This window comes from Acinetobacter sp. YH01021 (assembly GCF_013420255.1).
GTDB lineage: Bacteria > Pseudomonadota > Gammaproteobacteria > Pseudomonadales > Moraxellaceae > Acinetobacter.
The window spans coordinates 54,310-77,642 of record NZ_VOYO01000005.1; the positions used below are offsets into that span (position 1 = coordinate 54,310).

Consider the following 23,333-nt stretch of genomic DNA (forward strand, 5'->3'; position numbering starts at 1 on the left):
AAGTAGAAGATCACTTCACCAGAAATTTTGAACTAGAGAAAGGGGTAATAACCGGATTAATCCCGTGAAAATAAAACCAGTTTTTAGCTCAACATTTCAGATGAAAAAAACAATGCTTCACCGTACAGAATTTGGCTTATATTAGTCATCTGAAAACAGTAAAAAGAGCATGTCGTGGCTGCATCACAACGTCCGACCATTATCGGTCATATTCCTAAACTTCCTGCAAAATGGGCATTGATTATTGTGCCTTTTATCCTGTCCTGCCTGATGAGTGGCATTATTTCCATGATCAATATGCTGCGTAATCTCGGCTGGATTGATGGATTTATAGCACTCTGGTTTCATAACTGGATGATTTCCTGGGCGATTGCCTTTCCGATTGTGGTGACCTTATTGCCTTTCGTGCGCAAATTCACTGGGTTATTGGTGGATATGTCCGGCCCCCAGCCACCAAAGTGATCAATCTTTAAATTTGATCTGGCCGGAGTCAATTCTTGGGCATTTTAAAAGTGGGGCTGTATGGGGCGAATAGCATCATTTTTAAATTAAATGCTCCACCGCCGCCCGGATGATCCCGAGCACCAGACCGATACATGCTCCAACTACCACGCCATTGACCCGGATCATATGCAGGTCGCCGCCGACTTCGTTTTCAATCTTATCGATCATCTCGCTTGAATCCCATTCGTGAATGCGCTCGCTGATAAAACGAATGACTTTTTCACTATACTGGTCACTCAGGTCAACTGCGATCCCGCTGAGACGTTTATTCAGCAGCTCACGAACCGAGGCATTCGAGATGATATTTTCACCGACCTGCTGAATGGCAATTCTGAGATTTTCGGCAATACCCGAATCAGGTTTTTGCAAGTCAGCCTTGATCGCATCACATAAAATCACCACAGCACCACTGATAAAATTCAGCACTTGTGGACTATCCAGTAAGGCATCTTTGGTTTCATTCAGACGCTGGCTGGCTTCACTGTCATTATCCGCCAGCTGTAACATCCAGCTATGTCCCATGTTCTCAATTTTAAGTCGCCATGGATGATCTGGATCGGCCAGCATGGCTTCAACGCGCCCGATCACGGAATCAATACTGCGTTGCTGCACATCAATCCCGATCCAGCTGGCGCCTTTGGCCAGTTTCCACACGCCCATTTCCTTAAACAGGTTGCGGGTCAGCTCGCGGGTTTGTTCCGGATGTGAGGTCATCCAGGCATGTACCACATCCAGTCCGCGCTGTAGCACATCCTGATGGAAATCATTGTCCAGAACGGCATGCAGCATTTCGCTGGCCAGAGTATTGATCTGGGTATTTTTGACCCATTGCACACTGTTGCTCTGGATAAATCCGGCAATCTGTTCCTGTCCGACAAATTCAAAGATTTTAGGAACCGTCTGTTGAATGACCTGAGTCACTTGGACATTATTTTGTGGATTGGCCAGCCAGCGTCCTGCAGCCAGACTCAGGTCGGTACTGTCCAGACTGCGCTGTACAATTTGCGGAGAAAGAAAATTTTCCTGCACAAAACGGCCCATCGACTCTGCAATACGCGCCTTGTTACGTGGAATGATTTCGGTATGGTCGCGTAAAAACTTGGGAATGGGCAATCTGCCAAAAGGGTTACGAAACAGTACGGTAATCGCATACCAGTCCGCCAGGCCACCGACCACACCCGCTTCTGCCGAGAGCATCAGAATATGAATGAGCCAGACATATTCAGGTAACAATTTGGCTGCAACCATCAATGCCAACCAGGTCAGTACGGCGACCACCAAGGCGATGGTCGCGAAACGTTTACTGCGTTGTAAGCTCGGGGAGATACGCTCTGTCTGCATAGATCATCCTGTCAGGAGGGATTGGCGGGTTGCGGTTGCAGCACTGCACCGGATGGACTTAAACCATATTTAGCCCCAAGTGACTGTAAAATCAAGCGGGCATCAAAGGCATCTTGAGGCGCCTGATTGGCTTTGAAGCATTCAATGGTATAGGCCACTTGGGCAGGATCCAGAGTCACGGTATAAGGACGGTCATAGAATGGGTCTGGCCAGAATCCCGGATATCGGCGGTAATATCCGTACGGATAAAAGCTCGGCGCCGGATAGACGATGGCCTGCCGTGGAGGTTGTTGAGTACGGTTACTTGGATCATTCAGTACTCTGAAGAACTGAAAGCCATTTTGTACGGTAGTCTGTGCGGCTTTGAGCAGGGTAATTTCTTCGGCTGTGCCAAAGCTCATATTGGGATGGGCCTGAAAGCTGATACGGTAAGTGTTGCTATTGAGGGGAGTGGTACTGTAGCGACCTAACTGGTCAAATGTTAAGGGCTTTGAGGGTGTGGTTGCACAGCCAGTCAGGCTGAGGGCAGCAATCACACTCAATCCCAGTAGCATGTTTTTCATGTTCGATCTCCTGATGCAATGATCCAGTCCAGACAGCCGGGCTTAAAAAAATCTTAAAAACTGCTATCGGGCTGGGTCAGGAAAGTAAGTTCTTCATTGGTCGATTTACGACCCAGAATCTGATTCCGGTGCGGATAACGTCCAAAGCGGTCAATAATGACCTTGTGCTTTTTCTCGAATTCCAGATTGGTCGGATTGCCCAGACGCTGAAACAGTTTTAAGGCGAATTCATGAATCAGTTTGGATTCGCTGTGCATAAATGGCATATACAGAAAGGCACGCTGTTCCGGACTGAGCTGTTGATCCAGGTTCAGGCTGATGGCTTCCTGAGCCAAGGCCAGTGCCAGACTGTCTTGGGCAAAAGCTTGGGGAGAATCACGGAATAAATTTCGTGAAAATTGATCTAGCACAATAATTTCGGCCAGCCGGCCTTCTGCGGTTTTACGCCAGCCCCAAAGTTCAGCCTGGGCTGCCTGCTGATGGGTGCTCATGAACTGCTGCGCAATACTTTGGTCGAATTCATGACTTTGGCTAAACCATAAGGGCTGGCTGTCCGCATGAAACCAGAAGTCTAAAATATCTTGATAATTCATAATATTTACAATTCATTAGCATCTATTTGTTAATAAAATCACAAATTTTCCATGTCTTATAGAGGAAGTTTGTGTTAAAAATTTGCCAAATTAAAAATCAATGGTTTGCCTGAAAACTAGGCAGCCTGTCATATGCCGGCACGAAATCACGTTATACTGATTAAACCGATGATTTTAATTTAATAATTTAGCCCCCTTAAGCGAGATTGTAATGAGTCAACCTGAATCGACTTCCCAAAATGTATTACCGACCTGGGTCGAGTCGTCACTCATCAAAGGCATGCTGCGTGGTATCGAGCGTGAAAGCTTGCGTATGCAAAGTGATGGTTTCCTGTCACAGGCAGCGCATCCTCGTGCCTTGGGTTCAGCCTTGACTCATCCACATATCACCACGGACTATTCTGAAGCGTTGATGGAGTTTATTACTCCGCCACAGGACAGTATTAAAAAAGCGCTGGACTATCTCAGCGATATTCATGCGATTGTGCATCGTCATCTGGAAAATGATGAAAAGCTCTGGCCTTTGTCGATGCCGTGTATGCTGGACAGCCGCGATGACAGCATTCCGCTGGCACAATATGGCAGCTCGAATATCGGTCTGTTTAAAACCTTGTATCGTCATGGTCTAGGTGTGCGTTATGGCCGCCGTATGCAGACGATTTCAGGCGTGCATTACAACCTGTCTTTCCCGGACCATCTCTTCGAGGCACTGCAACAGCAGGAACAGGACGAAGCGCTGAAAGCATTGAGCTTGCAGGATTATCGCAGCCATCGCTATATGGGCCTGATCCGTAACTTTATTCGTCTGACCCCACTGGTGATGTTCCTGATCGGGGCCAGTCCGGCAGTCTGCCAGTGCTTTATGACTGGCCGTGATCATTTCTTGCTGCCATTGGTGAAAGGCACTTTGTATTCGCCTTATGCGACCGCGCTGCGTATGGGACGTTTTGGCTATCAAAACTCTGCGCAGAAACAGCTCGGTATTCACTACAATAATTTGCAGGACTATCTGGACGGACTGCAAAAAGCCGTTAAAACGCCGTATAAACCGTTTAGTCGTCTGGGACTAGATGATGCCAATGGCCAGCCGATCCAGATCAATGATCATGTGTTGCAAATCGAAAATGAATATTACAGCTTAGTGCGCCCGAAACAGGTGCCACTCGCGGGTGAAACCCCGTCACAGGCACTGGAAAATCGTGGGATTGCCTATGTCGAGCTGCGCGCAGTCGATGTCAATCCATACAGCCCGATTGGCATTAATGAAGATACGGCCGGTTTCCTTGAAGTGCTAGCCTTGTACTGTTTATTGCAAGATAGTCCGGCACTACTCAGTCATGAACAGGATATTATTGAGCAGAATCAGGCCGAAGTAGTGAACCGTGGTCGTGCGCCAAATGCCGCAATTATGGAAAATGGCCAGTCTTATCCGATTGAGGATTGGTGTGCCATACATTTGCAGCGCATGCATCCCTTGGCCAAGCTGTTAAATTCGGCCTATGACAGTACTCTCTATACCGATGCATTAAAAACCATGATGATCCGGGTCGATGAAGTCGATGCCACCTTGTCTGCCTTGGTGGTGGGTGATACGCGTGAACAGGGCGGGATGTGGCATTTTGGCCAACATCTGGCACAGCAGCACAGCAGTGTCTATGAAGAACATCAGCTCAGTCCGGAAACACTGGCTTATTTTGAAGAAATGTCACAAAAGTCATTGCAGCAGCAACAGCAACTCGAGCAAGATAGCAGCATCAGTTTTGCTGATTATTTAGCCCAATATCGATAAAAAATAAGGGGATTCACCATGCAATGGAGTTATCGCTTCGTGAGTGGTATGTTGTTTCTGGCTGCTGTCATCGGCATGGCATTTGCCTTATATCTTGAGCATGTACAAGGTCTGGCGCCTTGTCCGCTCTGTGTGTTTCAGCGTGTCGGATTAATCGGACTCGGGATCATCTCACTGATCGCATTCCTGCATAATCCCGCATCTAATCTCATGAAGCGGCTATATGCCTTGCTGGGTTCGCTCAGTATTTTGTGGTCTGTGGGCGTGGCTGCGCGTCATGTCTGGTTACAGAACCTGCCCCCGGATCAGGTGCCGAGCTGTGGTCCCGGTCTGGAATACTGGCTGGAAACCCTGCCGATGCAGTCTGTACTGCAACAGGTCTTAAATGGTTCAGGGGAATGTGCCGCGATTGACTGGACCTTCTTGGGTCAATCCTTGCCTGTCTGGTCTTTGATCTTTTTCAGTATTTTATTGCTGATTAGCCTGTGGCAACTACTGCGTAAATATAAAAAGGCACCGGTTAAACGACTCAGAGATAAATATTAATTCCGTATTTAATAAAAAAGCCCTCAATCGAGGGCTTTTTTATTTGCTTCAGTTTAGGTCAGGGCTATGCCTTCCAGACTGTCCAGATCCATCACATGTTCATGAATCTGATCAAAGGCTTCATCTTCTACACTTGGATAGAACCAGCGCGCCACCTGCTCGGCCACTAGCGGATGATACTGAATTTCAAAATGGTTCAGGCCGTAAAAAATCGCCTTGTTTGCATCGGGGACTTTGAGCTGGAAACGCGGATTGGGATGCTCGCCCAAAGCACTTTTAATACTGACCAGATAATCACCAATTACATGTAAGGTCTTGTTTTTTCGGTTTTCAAACTCGATGGTACCGGCGACCAGATAGGTATCGATATGCGAGGGAATTGGGGCAGGTTTACGGTGATCATCCATAAAGCCGATCCGAAGTGGATTATGCTCCCAGTCATCATCCCGGACGCTGCCATGGCGCAAATCCAGAATACCGTTACTGCGAATATTGACCAGATGGCCAAGCAGCCGGATCAGTGGAAAATGTCCAAGTTTGTCCTGCAAGCTAAAGCCAAAACGTTCCAGTACTGCACCATGATGCGGTGAGCCCAGACAAACCAGATTTTCCACCATATTGACCCAGCTATAGACATTCTGCTTGCCATAAAACAGCGCACTACGAGAGACCAGACCACCCATGCTATGCCCGATCAGGTCAATACTGGTAATTCTAGGATTGCGAACAACCAGATCCTGTAAGGTATTCGCCAGACTGCGACCATTGGCAGAAATCCGGCGTCCAGTATTGTAATTCAGGTAGAGCATGGTATTGCGGTCGCGCTGCGCCAGTAATTTTGCCCCAATGCCTTCATATTTGCGATTTGACCAGTCTAAATGGTTCATGCATAAGCCATGTACAAACAAAGTGATACGACCGCTTAGCTCACCTTTTTGCAGCGAGCCATAATGGTCATAGATCACCATCGGCAGGGCTAGAGGGTTTTGATATTTCAGCAGATAATCCCCGATAATGCCATTTAAGACACTGACCAGAAAATGCAAGGAAGGTGTCAGCGGTTTATTGTGCAGTTTAGGAAAGCGTTCAATAATCTGGCGCAAAGCAGGGGCAATCAGGGTATTGCCATAATGAAACAGCATGTCATAAGACATCTGATAGAGCCGCACGATTGAAGGAATATTCTGAATCTTTTCTGAATTATTTTCACTTAAACCGAAAATACTCATTAAGATTTCGCGTTGAATACTCTTGACCAGTTCCTGGATCACATCGTTAAAGCGCATAGTCACCAGCTGCGCCAGACCTTCCAGTACATCGGCCTGACTCGGCGGGGTTCGGTCCCATCGACAATAGGTTTCATGTAACGGTGTCAAACTTGGCATCTGATCCTGTCCTTTCAATGAGCCGCATGTGGTGCCATCTTTCTTTTTAAAGAACTTCGCGGTATAAATTCTTTTTCTTGTTGAGTTTCCTGATTTTGAGGGCCTCAGCTTAAAATAACGAGAATGAGAGAAGATTTTGAGCTTTTTTGTCAGACAATTTAAGCAATTAACTGGTCTTATAACGTAGTGTACTTCACATTATTTAAATTAAATTTTGATGATTGATGGGTTTTTTGTTGGTAGTTCATGAATATCATTTATTTGCATGGTTTTAAGAGTAATTCGAACTCGATCAAGGGGAAATTGCTGCAACATTACTGTGCAAAGTATCCTGAAATTCAGGTACATTTACCCGATTTAAACATGTCACCGAAGGCTGCCATTGCGTATGTTTCTGGCCTGATTGAATTAATGCATGATGTGGCGTTACTGGGCAGTAGTCTCGGCGGATTTTATGCGACACATCTGGTCGCACAGCATGCTGTGCCTGCTGTACTGATCAATCCGGCAATGCGACCATGGCAATTGTTTCGTGAACTGTTTGACGAGCAATTGCCTTATCAAGTACATCCAAACTGGTGTCTGGATGAGGCAGATCTGGTACAACTCCAGCAATTGGCCCTGCCGGTTGCACAAGATGCAGACAAAATAATGGTTCTGCTGCAACAAGGCGATGAAGTTTTGGATTATCGTGAAGCACATCGTTATTATAGTGCTGCGCATCCCCCTGCAATGCTGATGACTGAAGCGCATGGCAGTCACGGGATGGATGATTTTGCGGAAAAAATTCCGTTCGTCTTACAGTTTTTATTGGACTGCATAAAAAAGGAAACCGAATAACGTGTCTCAATATACGGCTCAATCTCTTGAAGTTTTATCTGGTCTGGATCCGGTCCGTCGTCGTCCGGGCATGTATACCGATACTTCTCGTCCCAACCATTTGGCACAGGAAGTGATTGATAATGCTGTCGATGAGGCACTGGCAGGACATGCCAACAAGATTACCGTCACGGTCTATAAAGATGGTTCTTTATCAGTCGAAGACAATGGCCGTGGGATGCCGGTGGATATTCACCCTGAATACGGCCAGAGCGGTATTGAAATTATCATGACCAAACTGCATGCCGGCGGTAAGTTCAGCACCGATAATTACCAGTTTTCCGGTGGTTTGCATGGCGTCGGGATTTCAGTGGTCAATGCGCTTTCGACCCGGGTAGAGGTTGAAGTTCAGCGTCAGGGCAATCTGTATAAAATGGCCTTTGAAAATGGCGAACCGGTTGCACCGCTTGAAGTGCTGGCAGGTAAGGCACCGAAACGGGTATCAGGAACTACGGTACAATTCTGGCCTGAAGCCAAATATTTTGATTCTCCTAAATTTGCCCTCAAAGCTTTAAAACATAATCTCAAAGCCAAAGCTGTTTTGGCGGCGGGCTTACAGATCAACTATGTTGATCAGATCAATGATGAAAAGATCACCTGGCAGTTTGAAAATGGTCTGGTTGATTATTTGATGGACGAGCTGGAAGACCGTGAAATTATTCCGGCACCGGCGTTTGTTGCCACAGGCGATGCGGAACGTGCCAGCGCAGAATTTGCAATTTGCTGGAATGTCGAAGGGGGTGAAAGCGTCCAGGAATCTTATGTCAACTTGATTCCGACCGCACAAGGCGGAACGCATGTGAATGGTCTGCGTTCAGGCGTCACCGATGCGATGCGTGAATTCTGTGAACTGCGTAATTTGCTGCCGCGGAATATGAAACTCTCTGCCGAAGATGTCTGGGACGGCGTCAATTATATCCTGTCGCTGAAATTTCAGGAGCCGCAATTCTCAGGTCAGACTAAAGAACGTCTATCGAGCCGTGAAGCAGCCGGAATTGTGCAGAATATTGCCAAAGATGCCTTTGCACTGTGGTTGAACCAGAATTCTGACATCGCCATGCAACTGGCAGAAATGGCCATTTCCAAAGCCGGTCGCCGTTTAAAAGCTGCGAAAAAAGTAGAACGTAAGAAAATTGTCGCTGGTCCAACTTTGCCAGGTAAATTGTCTGACTGTGTAGGCCATGATCTGGATCAGTCAGAACTGTTTATTGTGGAAGGGGATTCTGCGGGTGGTTCGGCCAAGCAGGCGCGTGATAAGAACTTTCAGGCGATTATGCCAATTCGTGGAAAAATCCTAAACACTTGGGAAGTCTCTTCTGACGAAGTTCTAGCATCGCAGGAAGTACACAATATTGCGATTGCCATTGGCGTTGATCCGGGTTCGGATGACTTGTCCGAACTGCGTTATGGCAAGGTCTGTATTCTGGCCGATGCCGACTCAGATGGTCTGCATATCGCGACTTTGCTGTGTGCCTTATTTGTGAAGCATTTTCCGACTCTGGTGGAAGAGGGGCATTTATTTGTGGCGATGCCGCCATTATTCCGAATCGATGACAACAAAGATGTGCACTACGCTTTGGATGAAGACGAGCTGAATAGCATCCTGAAAAAATGCAAAACCAAGAATCCGCAAATTACTCGATTCAAGGGTCTGGGTGAGATGAATGCCAGCCAGTTACGTGAAACCACACTGGATCCAAACACGCGCCGTCTGGTGCAACTGGATCTGGATGATGCTCATCATACCGCAGGTTTACTGGATAAATTATTAGCTAAAAAACGTGCCAGTGACCGCAAAGACTGGTTAGAGCAAAAAGGTAATCTGGCTGATTTGGTAGTTTAAACTATCGAATTTAAGCAACAAAAAATCCCGCAAGCGCGGGATTTTTTGTTTTAAAACAGTGCAAAAATTATTCAAAATACTGCACTTTATTTGTACATCATCTTCTATCTCACTTCTGCCATGTTTTCATTGCTCTTTGCGCAACCTACTTAGAGTTAAGCTCGGATACAGCATTTAAATACAGTTTTAATTCTTTTTAGTATTACTAAATCAATGATTCATAATACAAATAATGAAACCAGTTAAAGTAAATTTTTTTATTTTTGAAGCCTTGGCACAGAAATTGAATCACTCCACGCAGATGTACAACAAGACAAGCATGAAAAATGCACCATTATAAAGTGTGGAGAAAATCTGATGTTCCAACGCAATTTATTTTCAAAAAGTATTTTAGCCGCAAGCATGGCAGGGGCTGTTGCATTAACGGGGTGTTCAAAATCTGCTGAAAAAGTAGAAGCCCCGGCCGCAGAAACCACAGTTGCAGAAAGTGGTGACACGATTAAAGTCGGTATTCTGCATTCTCTTTCAGGCACGATGGCAATTTCTGAGACCTCACTGAAAGACACCGCCTTAATGGCCATTAAAGAAATTAATGACAATGGCGGTGTATTGGGTAAAAAGCTTGAACCTGTGGTGGTCGATCCAGCCTCAGACTGGCCTCTATTTGCAGAGCAAGCCCGTCAACTGATTACCCAGGACAAAGTCGCGGTGATTTTCGGTGCATGGACGTCGGTATCACGTAAATCGGTATTGCCCGTAGTAGAAGAGCTGAATGGCTTATTGTTCTACCCGGTACAGTACGAAGGTCAGGAACAGTCTAAAAACATTTTCTACACCGGCGCTGCGCCTAACCAGCAAGCGATTCCTGCGGTGGAATACTTGATGAGCGAAGAAGGCGGCAAGGCTGAACGCTTTGTGCTTTTGGGTACAGACTATGTTTATCCACGCACCACCAACCAGATTTTACGTGCATTCTTAAAATCTAAAGGTATTGCCGATGCGGACATCATGGAAGAGTACACCCCATTTGGTCACAGCAATTATCAAACCATTGTCGGCAATGTGAAAAAATTCGCAGCAGGTAAAAAGACCGCGGTGATCTCGACCATCAATGGTGATTCCAACGTACCGTTCTACCGTGAACTGGGTAACCAAGGCATTAAAGCCTCTGACATTCCTGTGATGGCGTTCTCGGTCGGTGAAGAAGAACTGCGTGGGATTGATACCAAACCACTGGTCGGGCATTTGGCATCATGGAACTATTTCATGTCAGTGAAGAATCCGGTCAATACCGAATTCACCAACAAGATGAAGCAGTACGCCGTTGAATTTAAATTGCCAAATGCTGACAAACTGGTGACCAATGATCCAATGGAAGCGACCTATGTGGGGATCAATATGTGGAAACAAGCCGTTGAAAAAGCAGGTTCTACAGAGGTCGATAAAGTCCGTGAAGCGATGGCAGGTCAGGAATTCAAAGCACCATCGGGCTATACCCTAAAAATGGATGCAAGCAATCATCACTTACACAAGCCGGTCATGATTGGTCAGATTCGTGGCGATGGTCAGTTTGATGTGGTCTATAAGACGCCTCAAGCCATCCAGGCACAGCCATGGAGCACCTATATTCCTAAATAAAAATGGCCTCTAGCCTGCTGTATCAGCAGCAGGTTTCTTTTGATTTTTTTCCTTTTCTTTATGGATGAAATTCCACCTTAATAGGGGTGAATATAATGAATATTCGCGTGAATATCGCCGCTATTTTTCTATTGTTTATGCAAATATGTTGTTTGCAAATGGCAGCAGCAGACACTTCTTTACAACAACACTCTTCCGTTATAGCGGTACAACAAGATGCAATCCAGCAATTTGTGCAAGGTGATTTTGCCCAGCGCCGTGCTTTACTGAAGCAATGGCCGGGCAGTATCGAACAGCTAGATCAGCTTGCAGAATATGTTGAAAACGAGCAGCTTTATAATGGTTCCAATGGTCAAACCTATATTTTAGAAGCCGATGATCAGTTGCTCAGTTATCCAAGTTTAGATGCTGTTGCAGATTGGCCAAGCGACCTTGCACAAGTCACTTTGGTGAATACCTTGCGTAAAGCATTGACCTTTGGTTTGGCACAAAGCAAGTTGAAGTCGGATGATGCCTCTGAGCGTTTAGAAGCGATTGATATTTATGAAAGCAATCTTGCGGAACTTGATATAGCACATATCAATGCGCTGTATTTAAAAGAACAAAACAATAAAGTCAAAGCCCGTTTGGCACAACTGAAAGCGCGTCTGGATTATGAAAACTCAGATGTGCTCGTCAAAATTCAAGCCGCAAAAATTTTACAAGATTCTAATCGTCCTGATGTCTTGGCGATGATCGACAATGAGTTGTCACAGCCGACTATCCATCCTGAGCTGAAAGCGGCTTTGCTTGAAGCGAAAAACAGTATTAAAACCCGTATTCAAGCCAGTGAATGGACAGGACATTTATTTTCAGGTTTAAGTACCGCCAGTATTTTGTTGCTTGCTGCACTGGGTCTTGCGATTACCTACGGTTTGCTCGGTGTGATTAATATGGCGCATGGTGAGCTCATTATGATTGGCGCCTATACCACTTATGTAGTGCAAAGCCTGTTTAAAAGCTATTTGGGCAGCTATGTCGATTGGTACTTAATCGCCGCGATTCCTGCGGCATTCTTGGTAAGTGGGCTGATCGGCATGTTGATTGAACGTACCGTGATTCGTCCGCTATATGGTCGCCAGTTGGAAACCTTGCTTGCCACTTTTGGTGTCAGCCTGATTCTGATGCAATTGGTACGCATGACTTTTGGTGCGCAAAATGTCGAAGTTTCGAATATTTCATGGCTCTCCGGTGGCATCTCCATCACCCCCAGCTTAATGCTGCCTTATAACCGTATTGCAATTATTGTCTTTACGGTCGCGGTGTTACTGCTTTTGGTTTATCTACTCAACAAGACTCGTTTTGGTCTATTTGTCCGTGCGGTGACGCAAAATCGTCAAATGGCGCGAGCAGTCGGTATTCGTTCAAGCCGTATCGACATGATGGCCTTTGGTTTAGGTTCAGGTCTTGCAGGACTAGCCGGATGTGCTTTGGCACAAGTCGGTAACGTCGGGCCGGATTTAGGGCAAAACTACATTATTGATGCCTTCTTGGTGGTGGTTGTCGGTGGTGTAGGTCAGGTGTGGGGTGCAGTCCTTGCAGCGCTTGGTCTAGGTATTAGTGGTACCGCCTTGGAAATTGGCATTGGTGCGGTACTGGCAAAAATTGTTCTCTTGGTGCTTGTGATTTTGTTTATTCAAAAACGTCCACAAGGTTTGTTTGCCATCAAAGGCCGTTTTGTGGAGTAAGCACATGAAGATTACACAATTATTATCCGACAAACCGCATAGTGGCATTGCGATTGCCGTATGCTTTGCCATTTTATTGGCATTGCCATGGTTACACCTGTTACCTGCCGATTCAACCCTGCATTTATCTGCGTATTGGGTCACCTTGATTGGCAAAATCATGTGTTTGGCTCTGGTCGCTTTGGCACTGGATTTAGTTTGGGGCTATGCCGGAATTTTAAGTTTAGGACATGGTTTGTACTTTGCCCTTGGCGGTTATGCCTTTGGGATGTACCTGATGCGCCAGTCTGCAGGGGATGGTATTCCTGACTTTATGCGCTTCCTGAGTTGGACGGAAGTGCCATGGTTTTGGGTGGGGACTGAATACTTCCTTTGGTCACTTGCCCTTGTGGTGTTAGTACCGGGCATCATTGCCTTTATTTTTGGTTTCTTTGCCTTCCGCTCGAAAATTAAAGGCGTGTATTTCTCGATTATTACCCAAGCCATGACTTTTGCCGCTGCATTACTGTTCTTCCGTAATGAAACCGGCTTTGGTGGCAACAATGGTTTTACCGGTTTTAAAACCATGCTAGGTATGGACATTACCTCGGCATCTATGCGTGCCAGCCTGTGCTTTATCACCGCATTGGTACTGCTGCTCTGTTTTGTTGGGTTACGTCATTTAATGAATAAACCTTATGGCCGTGTGTTGGGGGCGATTCGTGACAGCGAAAATCGTCTGCAATATTTGGGCTATCGCACGCTTTGGTACAAGCTCTCTGCTTGGGTGCTTTCTGCTGTGATTGCAGGGATTGCAGGCGCGCTGTATGTGCCGCAAGCAGGCATTATTAATCCAAGTGAAATGAACCCGGTGAACTCGATTGAAATGGCGGTGTGGGTGGCAGCGGGTGGTCGTGGCACTTTAATTGGCCCACTAATTGGTGCAGGTGTCATTAACGGGGTAAAAACCTATTTCACCTCGGCTTATCCTGAAGCATGGTTACTCATTTTGGGTGCGCTATTTATTGTGGTCACCATTTTCTTACCGAAAGGCATTATTGGTCTGTTTGACCGTTTTAAAAAGGAGCGTAGCGAATGAGCGAGATCCTACAACCGCATGGTGGTCATGCTTCTGAAGGCTATGGTCGTCCAAAAGAACAAGGCGCAGACTTTACTCACGGCATAGCGCTATATCTGGAAAAAGTAAGCGTCTGGTTTGATGCTTTTCGTGCCTTAAATGATTTGTCGTTGTATATCGAAGAGGGGGAATTACGCTGCATCATCGGGCCGAACGGGGCAGGTAAAACCACCCTCATGGATGTGATTACCGGTAAAACGCGACCAACCGAAGGCACAGCATTTTTTGGGCAAAACTACGATTTAGCCAAAATGAGCACTGAACAAATTGCCGAAGCAGGCATTGGGCGTAAGTTCCAAAAACCGACCGTGTTTGAAAATTTCACCGTCATGGAAAATCTGTTACTTGCTGCACCCAAAGACAAACGGGTGAAAAAGAGTTTCTTTAGCAAACTCGATCCCGATGCACAAAATGCTTTGGATGAATCATTGACGCAGATTCGTCTGCAAGAGTTCATTAATAAACCTGCTGGCTTGCTGTCACATGGTCAAAAGCAATGGTTAGAAATCGGCATGTTGCTGATGCAACGTCCAAAACTGATTTTGCTTGATGAACCTGTAGCAGGCATGACCGATGCCGAAACCGAACGCACGGCGGAGCTGTGTTTAGAACTCAAGAAAAATCACACCCTCGTTGTGGTCGAGCATGACATGAGCTTCATTGACACCATTAGTGAAAAAGTCACGGTACTGGCGCAAGGGGCAATTTTGGCAGAAGGCACATTGGCAGAAGTACAAGCCAATGAAGATGTCATTGAAAAGTATTTAGGGCGTTAAGGAGCTTGCGATGTTAGAAGTCAAAGACGTCAATCAATTTTATGGTGGCAGTCATATTTTACGTGATGTGTCATTGACTGCACCTGTGGGTGAATGTTCGGTGGTGCTTGGACGCAATGGGGTGGGGAAAACCACGCTCCTTAAATGTCTGATGGGTATTTTACCGATTAAATCCGGACAGATTTTGCTGGATGGCAAGGACATTTCGAAACTCAGTCCTGAACAGCGTGTACGTGAAGGTTTGGCTTATGTGCCACAAGGTCGAGATATTTTTTCAACGCTGACGGTGGAGGAAAACATTCTCATTGGTATGGCGAAATTTAAAGGAGCAAAGACACGCAGAGTGCCTGAGCATTTGTATGAAATTTTCCCTGTGTTGGATGAAATGAAGCACCGCCGTGGCGGAGATTTGTCTGGTGGTCAGCAGCAGCAGCTTGCCATTGCACGAGCACTTGCTTCTGAACCGCGTGTGCTGATTTTGGATGAACCGACTGAAGGTATTCAGCCGTCAATCATTAAAGATATTGGTCGGGTCATTCGTAAACTGGCAGATGGGGGTGAGATGGCGATTGTGTTGGTAGAGCAATTCTATGATTTTGCTGAAGAACTTGCTGATGCTTATACCGTGATGGCACGTGGGCAGGTTGTAGCGCAAGGTGTGGGCAGTGAAATGCCTGAGAAAGGTATTCGGGAGTTGGTGGCGATTTAAGGCTTTTAGCTCCTTCTCCTATGGGAGAAGGCGGGGGATGAGGGTTTATCTTTATTTACCTCTCCCTAATCCTCTCCTAGAAGGAGAGGGAAAAAGCCTCCCTAAGCAAGATATAAGCACTGCTTTATATCGAAGCGTAAGAAAGGGAGGTTTGGAGGGATTAAATTTTAAATCTCCTCTTACGAAGCAGAGCTTCTCATCTCTTAAAGAGAGGGGAATTTTCTTTTTTGAATAATGGAGGGATTAGATCTCCGTATTTTCATTCCATAAAAAATAGCCGCCGTACTGACTTGGACGGTATTCACCACCGATGGATTTGCCTTGGTCAGTTAAAAAATGTTTACCCGTGTCATTCAGCTTTAAAAAGCCTTTATCCACTAACTTTTCAAGTAAATCTGCTGTTTTAATTTTATATTTGGCAGCCAGTTTGGAGGTGGTCAATTTACTAAAGGCATTAGCTTCTTCATCAGTTTGACCTAAATCCTCAGTGTTCGGATTAGCTTTGACTTCATCTAAGCTGATCCGGACTTCTTCGCTAATCCGAATAATACGCTGCGCTTCTTCATACGCATCTTTAAAAACCTCATCATCTTCATACTTACGAACTGAAATGCCCATTTCATTGTTATTGACCTGGCTAAATTCATATAAATTCAAACTCGAAATAATACATTCCGATTCATTGAGATAGCACTTTGCATGCAGGTTTTTGCAGAAACTCAAACGCACATAGTCCAGTTTTTGAATCCATTTGATTTCTTCAGGATGCAAATCACTTTTGCCATAGACAATCCGAACATCAATTTTTAACCGGTCTTTGTCTTCTAATAATTCTTTAATACGGTCATTGAGACGTAAATACGGACTGATTAAAATTAGACGTTCTTTGGCATTTTTAATGAGTTCTTCTAAGAAAAAATTGGTTGCACTGGTATTTAGAAATTTAGCCATATTTTCCCTGTAATATTTTGAATATTATGTTTGTTATAGGGGAATAAGATATCGCTGAATCAGCAATCACTCAACCTTTAAATACATGCCATCCGCTGAGACATTATGGCCAAAACCGCAAGACATTGGATTGTTGCTATTCACCACAATCTGTTGTCCAATTTGAGCGTTAAACTGAAATTTCAAATCAATTTTGCAATCTTCTACGCTGTAATTGGCCTGAGCTTTATTCAGCGACATACGGGTTAAAAATTCTCCCATATTTGGTCCATAAATCAGACTGCGTAAACCCATATAGAGTCCATTAAACTCAATCTGGTAGGCATTAGAAGCTGGTTTAACCTCCATCGTATTCCACTGACCAAAACCTGCATAGCGGACATATTTCCCTGCAAGATTCTTTGGTTTTTGTGGTGCAGGCAATTGCTTCAGATTGAACTGGCTGGCTTTAGCATTCGGAAAAACGGAAAACCAGGCGCGTGCCCACTGCGGATTTCCAAGCTTGGCATAACTTAAACCGACATTATTAAATGCCGTGGTGATATCACGTTCAGAAAAAGCTGTACCCTCATCTTCTACATTCATCGCACAAAAAGATGACCAGGCGGCTTGTTGCTCAAATTGCGCTATAGCCTTTTGATATTGTTTTTGGTCGTAGAATTTCTTGCCATTATTTGCATAGCTTTGCACTTTGCTACAGCCTGAACGGAGCTCTTTTTCAAAATCTGAATCAGCAAAAGTGTGCGCGCTTAAACCTAAAAGACCGATAGACAATAGAGATTTATACATGGTGTTATTCAGTATGATTTTTAGCTGAATAAAACATAGCCGCTCGTATAAGTAAATAGAACTTGTGCTTATTAAACTGGATAACAACAAAATATCGTGATGGCCAAGTATTAAAAAGCTGAAGAGTAGTGTCCAGAAAGCAGTTCTGGAATAGTTTTAAACTAAGAATGAATCAAGCTTGATCCAGATTGAGTTGTAAGAGTACCAAATCACGCCATTGCCCAAACTTCTGTCCGACTTGCGGCATATAGGCAGTTTGAACGAAACCCAGTTTTTCATGCAGACGAATCGATGAGGTGTTTTCTGAGTCAATCGCTGCGACCATGATATGCAATTTCTGTACTTGAGCCTGTTCAATTAAATACTGTAATAATTTAGAACCCAAACCTTGCCCTGCATAATCCGGATTTAAAAAGATGGAATGTTCGACCGTCTGTTGAAAGCCCTGAATACTGCGAAACTGATCATAACAGGCATAGCCAGCAATGACCTGATTTCGCGTATCTTCAACCACAAAAACCGGGAAATTCTGATTTTTAAGCTGCTTAAACCAGATTTTGAAATAGTTCAAATCAAAGGCTGTTCTGTTCCAGGTCGCAGTACCATAGAGTACTTCCTGATTATAAATCTTGAGGATGGTTTCAAGATCATGTTCGGTCGCAGGTCGAATATCAAAATCAGGCATATTCTTGTTCTAGTAGAGGTGAGCTGAAATCACAGTTTAAAAAAAGCAGAACCGGAGTTCTGCTTTCGATCATACATCAATTAGAAATGATATTTCACAAGTGCGCTGACATTGTTTTCATCTTGATTTTTAAGACCAAACTTATTGTTCCACACTGAATATTCAACACCGAGGTATAAACGGGTATCTGGAGAAATGTGTTTGCCCGCATTCCATTTCCACTGTGTAGTCCAGTTTAACTCGCTTGCTTGAGCGTCTTTTTCAGCAGTTGACCAATCAAGGAAGCCATCTACAAGAAAATCTTCAGCACCCAGTTTAAATGGCACACCATAGGTAAGCGTCATTTGATAATCGTCTTTATTGCCAAACACTTTTTCATTGTTTGCACGATAAAGATTTAAGCTTGCATATTGAAAGTATGGGATATCAAGGTCAAAGCCCACGCCATATAGGAAGTTATCAGCATTATCTGAACCTTCCCACGTTGTTGAAATAAGCACATCTTTCACTGGACCAAAGGCAAGTTTTTGGCCTGTAACTTCGCTTAAGCTTAAACGTGGTGATAACTCAAAGTACGTACTTTTAACATCATCTCCACCGCGCAGACGATCCATAAAGAAGAATACATCTGCATATTTAACTTTTGCAGCATATTCAACAGTTAAAGTAGTTTGCTGATCGTCTACAACTTCATAGTTTTCACCATAAAGACCTGTAACGCTAAAGTCCTGCCAAACTGGTTTTGCTTGAGCAAATACAGCAGCTGAAGTCAATGCACAAAGTGCCGCAAGTTGTGTAAATTTCATTTAAATCTATCCCCCCGAGAAAGCAGAATAAGCATACAGATTAATAAGTAAAAATAAAGTTAAAAGTGATCGCTGACTTAAATATATTTCAGCCCTTATGAGTTGAATGTAGACGATCATCTTCCTCAGTTTTCATTGTCTTTTGTTGATACTTCTCTAAATTATTATTTTTTAAATAAAGTCGAATATGTAGTGCCTTAAAAGACTGAATGTATAACTAAAAATATAAAATCACTTCAATTCAGGATGATGAGTTTAGAAAACCAGTAAAAATAGGGGGAATATACAGATTGTTTAGTAATTAATTTGGGCCTGAGGCTGAATAGCTTTGTTCTGTTTGTGTAATGAAGCTGCTTTTAAAATCTCAAATGACGGTCGTTTTATAGGCCTATTCTCGGCATCGTAAAATAAGAGTGATCGGTCTTATATTTCAATTGAAAATCATTTTTGCAGTTTATTATTTTCGAATGACGAAAGAGTATTTTTCCCGGTTCTGCAAAAGCAACTAAACAGTCATAAAGCATATGATCTCTTCAGGACTGTAAGGCTGACTAGGCGCTGATCTTATAAGAAAAATTATTAGATAAAAGTGAGTTAATTTCGATAAAAAATACTTTTAATTTCTCTTTTTTTAGGTTTCTTGGTCGAGTGTTATTTAAGCGATTTATCTGCTTGGCCAAAAAATATTTCAAATTAAATCGTGTGAAAGGTTATGAAATTTCCGTTTGAAAAATCCTGCATTTTTGGGCTGAGTAAGCAGTTGTCACAATGGATTATTCTTTTGCTAAAAAACCAAAATATCACTTGCATATTTCCCAGATACAGCCGATATTCAAGATATAAGGACACGATTCTGCAGACTCAAAAATGTGTTCATCATTCAAAATGGAGGGTGTCATTCCAATCATTTGAAGAAGTGAAATGCGATGCGAAACAGCAAGCTACAAACGTGCCAAGATAAAAAATTTTGCACTCAAAAGTTACAAAGATTGAGGATGGTAATATATGAATATTGAACTTCGTACCGATAACCACATTCAGAATAGTGATCGTTTAATTACTTATGTACGGGAAGAATTAAATCAAGAATTCCAGCGCCACAGCGAACGTATTACCCATTTTTCAGTCCATCTCAGTGATGAAAATGGCGCCAAAGGCGGCGATGACGATATTCGCTGTATGATTGAAGCGCGTCCTGCAGGCTTGAAACCTGTCGTAGTCAATCATCGTGGCCATAATGTCGATACTGCGATCCACGGTGCAATTGACCGACTGAAACGTAGTCTGGAACATGTGATCGAGAAAAAAGACAATGTTCGTCCTGGTGCTCTTGACCTAGCAGACACAGATACTGCGGATATCGAAGAGTAAGCCAAACTGATTTGAAAAAGCCCTGCGGGGCTTTTTTCGTATTAAACAAAAATATAGTTATAAGAAGCACAACAAATCCTGCTTTATTCGGCATAATAGTCGAAAACGAATCAAAGTGAGCTCCATCATGTTAACTGCGCAACAACAGCTTTTTGTGCAAGCACTCGAAGAATTAAATCTGGACCAGGTCAAACAGCTGCTGGCAGATGGACTCAACCCGAATTTTATTGATCACGACAAAGGCCCGGTGATTTCGGTCTGGTCAGATGGCCTGTTTAAATGGTGGGAAGAAGTGTGTGAGCTATATGAAGCCGGTACACCACTTTCAGAAGATGAGAAACAGGCACGTTTGGCGGTACATTTACAGATTCTGGAAGAACTGATCCAGGCCAAAGTAAATCTGCATTTGTGGGATGCAGAAGAAATTTATGGTCCGCTCTGGGATGCCGCGAGTGCCGCATGCGCGCCTGCCGTACAGCGTTTACTGGATGAAAAAGTCGATCCAAATAGCAAAGATGAAGATGGCATGACTATTTTATCTTCAATTAGTGATCTATTCTTTGATTGTGATTTTGATGAAATCAACTGGTCAGAAGCCTTGGATGAAGAAAAACAGACGCTAGAACTGCTTCGCAAGCATGGCGCAAAAATGACCAAAGAACTCAGTTAAATTTTAATAAAGAGCTCCAACATGACAACATTAAAAACCTTGGGTTTGATTGCACTGGCCGGTTGTAGTGCACAGCTTTTCGCAGCAGATTTTGAATTTGATCGACCAGGTGAGGGTCTCAGTACTGGAATTACTCCAGTCGGAAATGTCGCTTGGGAGCAAGGCTTGCCTACAGCGCGTTATAGCAAGTCGGGCGATCAGACCGCGACCACACTCAGTGCAGATATGTTGTTACGTACCGGACTCAGTGATGATCTGGAATTGCGTTTAGGTTGGGCTGGCCCGACCTGGACCCAAGTGAAATCCAATGGCCAGACCGAAGAAGATGATGGTCTGGGCGATGTTAGTATTGGTCTGAAAAAGGCCATTGATTTGGATGATGACAAACTCAGTATGGCTTTGCTGGCCGAAGCCATCATTGCAACAGGCAATGCCGGTTTCACTAATGAAGAAGATATTTACAGCTTGGGTTCTGTCGTGTCGTATCAATATAATGACTTGGTCAGTACCGCATTGACCATGCGTTATGAATGGCAGGACAGCAACTGGGCAGTGTCTGCGATTCCTTCTCTAGGCTACCGCATTACTGATCGCTGGTCAGGTTATTCTGAACTGATTTACCGTAAAGCTGAAAGTGTCGATAATCAATACGCGCTCGGTACCGGGGTTATGTATGCCTTAAACGACCGTGTCCAATTGGATGCGAATGTCGGTGTAGATCTGGATGGTGCAGATCGAAGTTACTTCTCAGGCCTAGGTTTCTCTGTGCTGTTCTAAGTTATTCAACTCACAGATGATGAAATACTCGCAGTTCCCGACCTGGGAGAAAATGCTTGCCCTGGTTATTTTGGGAAGCACCTTGTTCAGCAGTCCTGCTCAGGCGGAAACTGCATTGTTGTCTGCCGAGCAGGCTTTTCCTGTGAGCGTGATCTCCACCAGTCAGCAGCAGGCTGAACTGAGTTGGCAGATTCCAGACAACTATTATCTGTATCAGCATAAAATTGAAGTCCGGCAGGGCAACCAACCGGTGTCGTTTGAGTTGCCACCCGCTGAAGATTTATATGATGATAACTATGGACATACCCAGGTTTATTATCAGCAGTTAAAGTTTCAAATTCCGACTCAGGCGGGGCAATCCTATCAGGTCAGCTGGCAGGGCTGTGCCAAAGACCGGATCTGTTATCCGCCACAAACCATTCAGTTCAAGACCGATTTGTCTGGTCTGGTGCAATTTGAAGCTACCGGATCAGGAACAAAGCGTTTACTCGATCTGAATACTTCATCACTGCAACACAATACCCTATTTAATGCAGCGGACTCCTCAGAATCTACAGCAAATGAAATCTCTGCATCAGCCAACACACAAACTGAACCCTATGCAGCACAAGACCAGAAATGGTCAGCCCAACTGCTTGAACGCTCTTTGGGCTATGGGCTTTTGCTGTTCTTTGGCTTAGGCATTTTACTGGCTTTTACACCGTGTTCCTTGCCGATGTTGCCGATTCTGACCTCGCTGATTGTACGAGATAGTAAAGGCCTGAAAGCCTGGATGATTGCACTGACTTTTGTCAGCAGTATGGCCGCTGTCTATGCAGTACTTGGCCTAATTGCATCTTCGGCCGGCCTGAATTTTCAGCGCTGGTTGCAGCAACCGGGAACCCTGATCGCATTTAGCATCCTGTTTGTCCTATTTGCCCTGAATCTGTTTGGCCTGTTTGAAATCAAACTGCCGCAACGTCTGGTTCATCGTCTGGATCGGGCACAGGCCATGCAGCAGGGAGGCGGTCTGGTCAGTGCCGGTGTCATGGGCATGATTTCGGCGCTTCTGGTGGGGCCATGCATGACCGCACCGCTGGCAGGCGCATTATTGTTTATTTCCCAGACGCAAAGTCAGTGGCAGGGAGCTTTACTGCTGTTTACTTTAGGTTTTGGGATGGGCACGCCTTTATTGCTGGCCAGTATTCTGGGTGCACGGATTCTGCCTAAAGCCGGGCATTGGATGAATCAGATCAAAGTGCTCTTTGCCTTTATCATGCTGGCGCTGGCGCTGTATTTTATTCGCCCACTGATTTCAGAAGCCGCTTTACAATGGTTATCCCTAGCTTTGGGTATGACCTTCGTGGCTTATGTGCTGTTCCGGATTTTCTGGCATCGTACCGGTTTGAGATGGCTATATATCCTGTGTCTGGTACTGGCCGTGCCCTATATCGCTTATAGCCAATATCAGCACAGTCAGCGTTTTTTTGTGGAGCAGGCGAGCACAGAAGCCAAGTGGCATGTGGCACGTAGTGCAGCAGAATTTCAGCAGATTTTGGACAGGGCACCACAAGGGCAAAAGATTATTATTGATGTCTACGCCGACTGGTGTGTTGCCTGTCAGCCGATCGAACATCGTATTTTAAAATCTGCAGCGGTACAGCAGGCGCTTGCGCCATATTTCCTGATCAAGCTGGATTTAAGCCAATATAATGTCTCTCATCAAGCGCTGTTAAACCAATGGGAAATTCTCGGGCCGCCGACGTATTTATTCTTGAATGCGCAGCAGCAGGAAATTAGGGGTTTACGTTTAACCGGTGCTTTTAGCGAGGCAGAATTGCTGGCACAGCTGCAAGCACTGGCTCAAAGTGAAAATCCATAATTTAGTTCTTAAA

The 23,333-nt window shown here is 44.7% G+C and carries 22 protein-coding genes; 14 read left to right on the forward strand and 8 right to left on the reverse strand.

What is annotated here, in order from left to right; genetic code table 11:
• Nucleotides 1–174 precede the first annotated feature (174 nt).
• Nucleotides 175–462, forward strand: coding sequence for a DUF2798 domain-containing protein (locus tag FTT86_RS05740; protein ID WP_004281267.1), 288 nt, complete (start codon nucleotides 175–177; stop codon nucleotides 460–462).
• Between the two features lie 81 nt (nucleotides 463–543).
• Here the strand turns inward: FTT86_RS05740 and FTT86_RS05745 are convergent, their stop codons facing one another.
• From FTT86_RS05745 to FTT86_RS05755, 3 genes are read right to left on the reverse strand one after another with little or no spacing between them, the layout of a single operon-like run.
• On the reverse strand, nucleotides 544–1,845 hold the full coding sequence (locus tag FTT86_RS05745; protein WP_180180789.1) for a DUF445 domain-containing protein: 1,302 nt from the start codon (nucleotides 1,843–1,845) through the stop codon (nucleotides 544–546).
• 11 nt (nucleotides 1,846–1,856) lie between these two features.
• Nucleotides 1,857–2,408, reverse strand: a complete 552-nt coding sequence (locus FTT86_RS05750) for a hypothetical protein (RefSeq protein ID WP_180180790.1) — start codon at nucleotides 2,406–2,408, stop codon at nucleotides 1,857–1,859.
• A 53-nt stretch (nucleotides 2,409–2,461) separates the two neighbouring features.
• On the reverse strand, nucleotides 2,462–3,001 hold the full coding sequence (locus FTT86_RS05755; protein WP_180180791.1) for a DUF924 family protein: 540 nt from the start codon (nucleotides 2,999–3,001) through the stop codon (nucleotides 2,462–2,464).
• A gap of 211 nt (nucleotides 3,002–3,212) precedes the next feature.
• On the opposite strand from FTT86_RS05755, the gene gshA reads away from it, so the two are divergent.
• Nucleotides 3,213–4,790, forward strand: a complete 1,578-nt coding sequence (gene gshA, locus FTT86_RS05760; protein ID WP_180038140.1) for a glutamate--cysteine ligase — start codon at nucleotides 3,213–3,215, stop codon at nucleotides 4,788–4,790.
• Nucleotides 4,791–4,808: 18 nt separating this feature from the next.
• Nucleotides 4,809–5,336 carry a disulfide bond formation protein B gene (locus FTT86_RS05765; protein ID WP_180038142.1) on the forward strand — a complete coding sequence of 176 codons (528 nt, stop codon included), beginning with the start codon at nucleotides 4,809–4,811 and terminating at the stop codon, nucleotides 5,334–5,336.
• A gap of 53 nt (nucleotides 5,337–5,389) precedes the next feature.
• Here the strand turns inward: FTT86_RS05765 and FTT86_RS05770 are convergent, their stop codons facing one another.
• Entirely contained in the window at nucleotides 5,390–6,721 is a 1,332-nt protein-coding gene (locus FTT86_RS05770) for a hypothetical protein (RefSeq protein WP_180180792.1), read from the reverse strand.
• 246 nt (nucleotides 6,722–6,967) lie between these two features.
• On the opposite strand from FTT86_RS05770, the gene FTT86_RS05775 reads away from it, so the two are divergent.
• The 7 genes from FTT86_RS05775 (at nucleotide 6,968) to urtE (ending at nucleotide 15,410) form a co-directional block, all read left to right on the forward strand.
• Complete coding sequence (locus tag FTT86_RS05775; protein WP_004281274.1) at nucleotides 6,968–7,561, forward strand: YqiA/YcfP family alpha/beta fold hydrolase; 594 nt, start codon at nucleotides 6,968–6,970, stop codon at nucleotides 7,559–7,561.
• 1 nt (nucleotide 7,562) lies between these two features.
• Nucleotides 7,563–9,443, forward strand: a complete 1,881-nt coding sequence (parE, locus tag FTT86_RS05780) for a DNA topoisomerase IV subunit B (protein ID WP_004281275.1) — start codon at nucleotides 7,563–7,565, stop codon at nucleotides 9,441–9,443.
• 357 nt (nucleotides 9,444–9,800) lie between these two features.
• The gene (gene urtA / locus FTT86_RS05785; RefSeq protein WP_180180793.1) at nucleotides 9,801–11,081 is read left to right on the forward strand and encodes an urea ABC transporter substrate-binding protein; all 1,281 of its coding nucleotides are present in this window, start codon (nucleotides 9,801–9,803) and stop codon (nucleotides 11,079–11,081) included.
• A gap of 95 nt (nucleotides 11,082–11,176) precedes the next feature.
• Nucleotides 11,177–12,808, forward strand: coding sequence for an urea ABC transporter permease subunit UrtB (gene urtB, locus FTT86_RS05790; RefSeq protein WP_180180794.1), 1,632 nt, complete (start codon nucleotides 11,177–11,179; stop codon nucleotides 12,806–12,808).
• A gap of 4 nt (nucleotides 12,809–12,812) precedes the next feature.
• Complete coding sequence (gene urtC / locus FTT86_RS05795) at nucleotides 12,813–13,886, forward strand: urea ABC transporter permease subunit UrtC (RefSeq protein WP_180180795.1); 1,074 nt, start codon at nucleotides 12,813–12,815, stop codon at nucleotides 13,884–13,886.
• Nucleotides 13,883–14,701, forward strand: coding sequence for an urea ABC transporter ATP-binding protein UrtD (gene urtD / locus FTT86_RS05800; RefSeq protein WP_005250261.1), 819 nt, complete (start codon nucleotides 13,883–13,885; stop codon nucleotides 14,699–14,701). Before urtC ends, urtD begins: the two co-directional genes overlap by 4 nt.
• A 10-nt stretch (nucleotides 14,702–14,711) precedes the next feature.
• A complete protein-coding gene (gene urtE / locus FTT86_RS05805) occupies nucleotides 14,712–15,410 on the forward strand; it encodes an urea ABC transporter ATP-binding subunit UrtE (RefSeq protein ID WP_180180796.1) in 699 nt (232 codons plus the stop codon).
• Nucleotides 15,411–15,653: 243 nt separating this feature from the next.
• On the opposite strand, the gene FTT86_RS05810 is transcribed toward urtE, so the two are convergent.
• The 4 genes from FTT86_RS05810 to FTT86_RS05825 form a co-directional block, all read right to left on the reverse strand.
• Nucleotides 15,654–16,361 (reverse strand): phospholipase D family protein, encoded by a 708-nt coding sequence (locus FTT86_RS05810; protein ID WP_004281281.1) that lies wholly within the window; start codon nucleotides 16,359–16,361, stop codon nucleotides 15,654–15,656.
• A 66-nt stretch (nucleotides 16,362–16,427) separates the two neighbouring features.
• Nucleotides 16,428–17,150, reverse strand: coding sequence for a hypothetical protein (locus FTT86_RS05815; RefSeq protein ID WP_005245661.1), 723 nt, complete (start codon nucleotides 17,148–17,150; stop codon nucleotides 16,428–16,430).
• Nucleotides 17,151–17,322: 172 nt separating this feature from the next.
• Complete coding sequence (locus FTT86_RS05820; RefSeq protein WP_005250276.1) at nucleotides 17,323–17,835, reverse strand: GNAT family N-acetyltransferase; 513 nt, start codon at nucleotides 17,833–17,835, stop codon at nucleotides 17,323–17,325.
• Nucleotides 17,836–17,915: 80 nt separating this feature from the next.
• On the reverse strand, nucleotides 17,916–18,641 hold the full coding sequence (locus FTT86_RS05825) for an outer membrane protein OmpK (protein WP_180180797.1): 726 nt from the start codon (nucleotides 18,639–18,641) through the stop codon (nucleotides 17,916–17,918).
• A 1,005-nt stretch (nucleotides 18,642–19,646) separates the two neighbouring features.
• On the opposite strand from FTT86_RS05825, the gene FTT86_RS05830 reads away from it, so the two are divergent.
• The 4 genes from FTT86_RS05830 to dsbD all read left to right on the forward strand — a co-directional run bounded on the left by FTT86_RS05830 (nucleotide 19,647) and on the right by dsbD (nucleotide 23,320).
• Nucleotides 19,647–20,012 carry an HPF/RaiA family ribosome-associated protein gene (locus FTT86_RS05830; protein WP_005108164.1) on the forward strand — a complete coding sequence of 122 codons (366 nt, stop codon included), beginning with the start codon at nucleotides 19,647–19,649 and terminating at the stop codon, nucleotides 20,010–20,012.
• Nucleotides 20,013–20,139: 127 nt separating this feature from the next.
• Nucleotides 20,140–20,682 (forward strand): hypothetical protein, encoded by a 543-nt coding sequence (locus tag FTT86_RS05835; protein ID WP_039902494.1) that lies wholly within the window; start codon nucleotides 20,140–20,142, stop codon nucleotides 20,680–20,682.
• A 21-nt stretch (nucleotides 20,683–20,703) separates the two neighbouring features.
• Nucleotides 20,704–21,459, forward strand: a complete 756-nt coding sequence (locus FTT86_RS05840) for a transporter (RefSeq protein ID WP_004281287.1) — start codon at nucleotides 20,704–20,706, stop codon at nucleotides 21,457–21,459.
• A gap of 19 nt (nucleotides 21,460–21,478) precedes the next feature.
• Nucleotides 21,479–23,320: a protein-disulfide reductase DsbD gene (gene dsbD, locus FTT86_RS05845; protein WP_180180841.1), complete on the forward strand. Its 1,842-nt coding sequence runs from the start codon at nucleotides 21,479–21,481 to the stop codon at nucleotides 23,318–23,320.
• Nucleotides 23,321–23,333 lie beyond the last annotated feature (13 nt).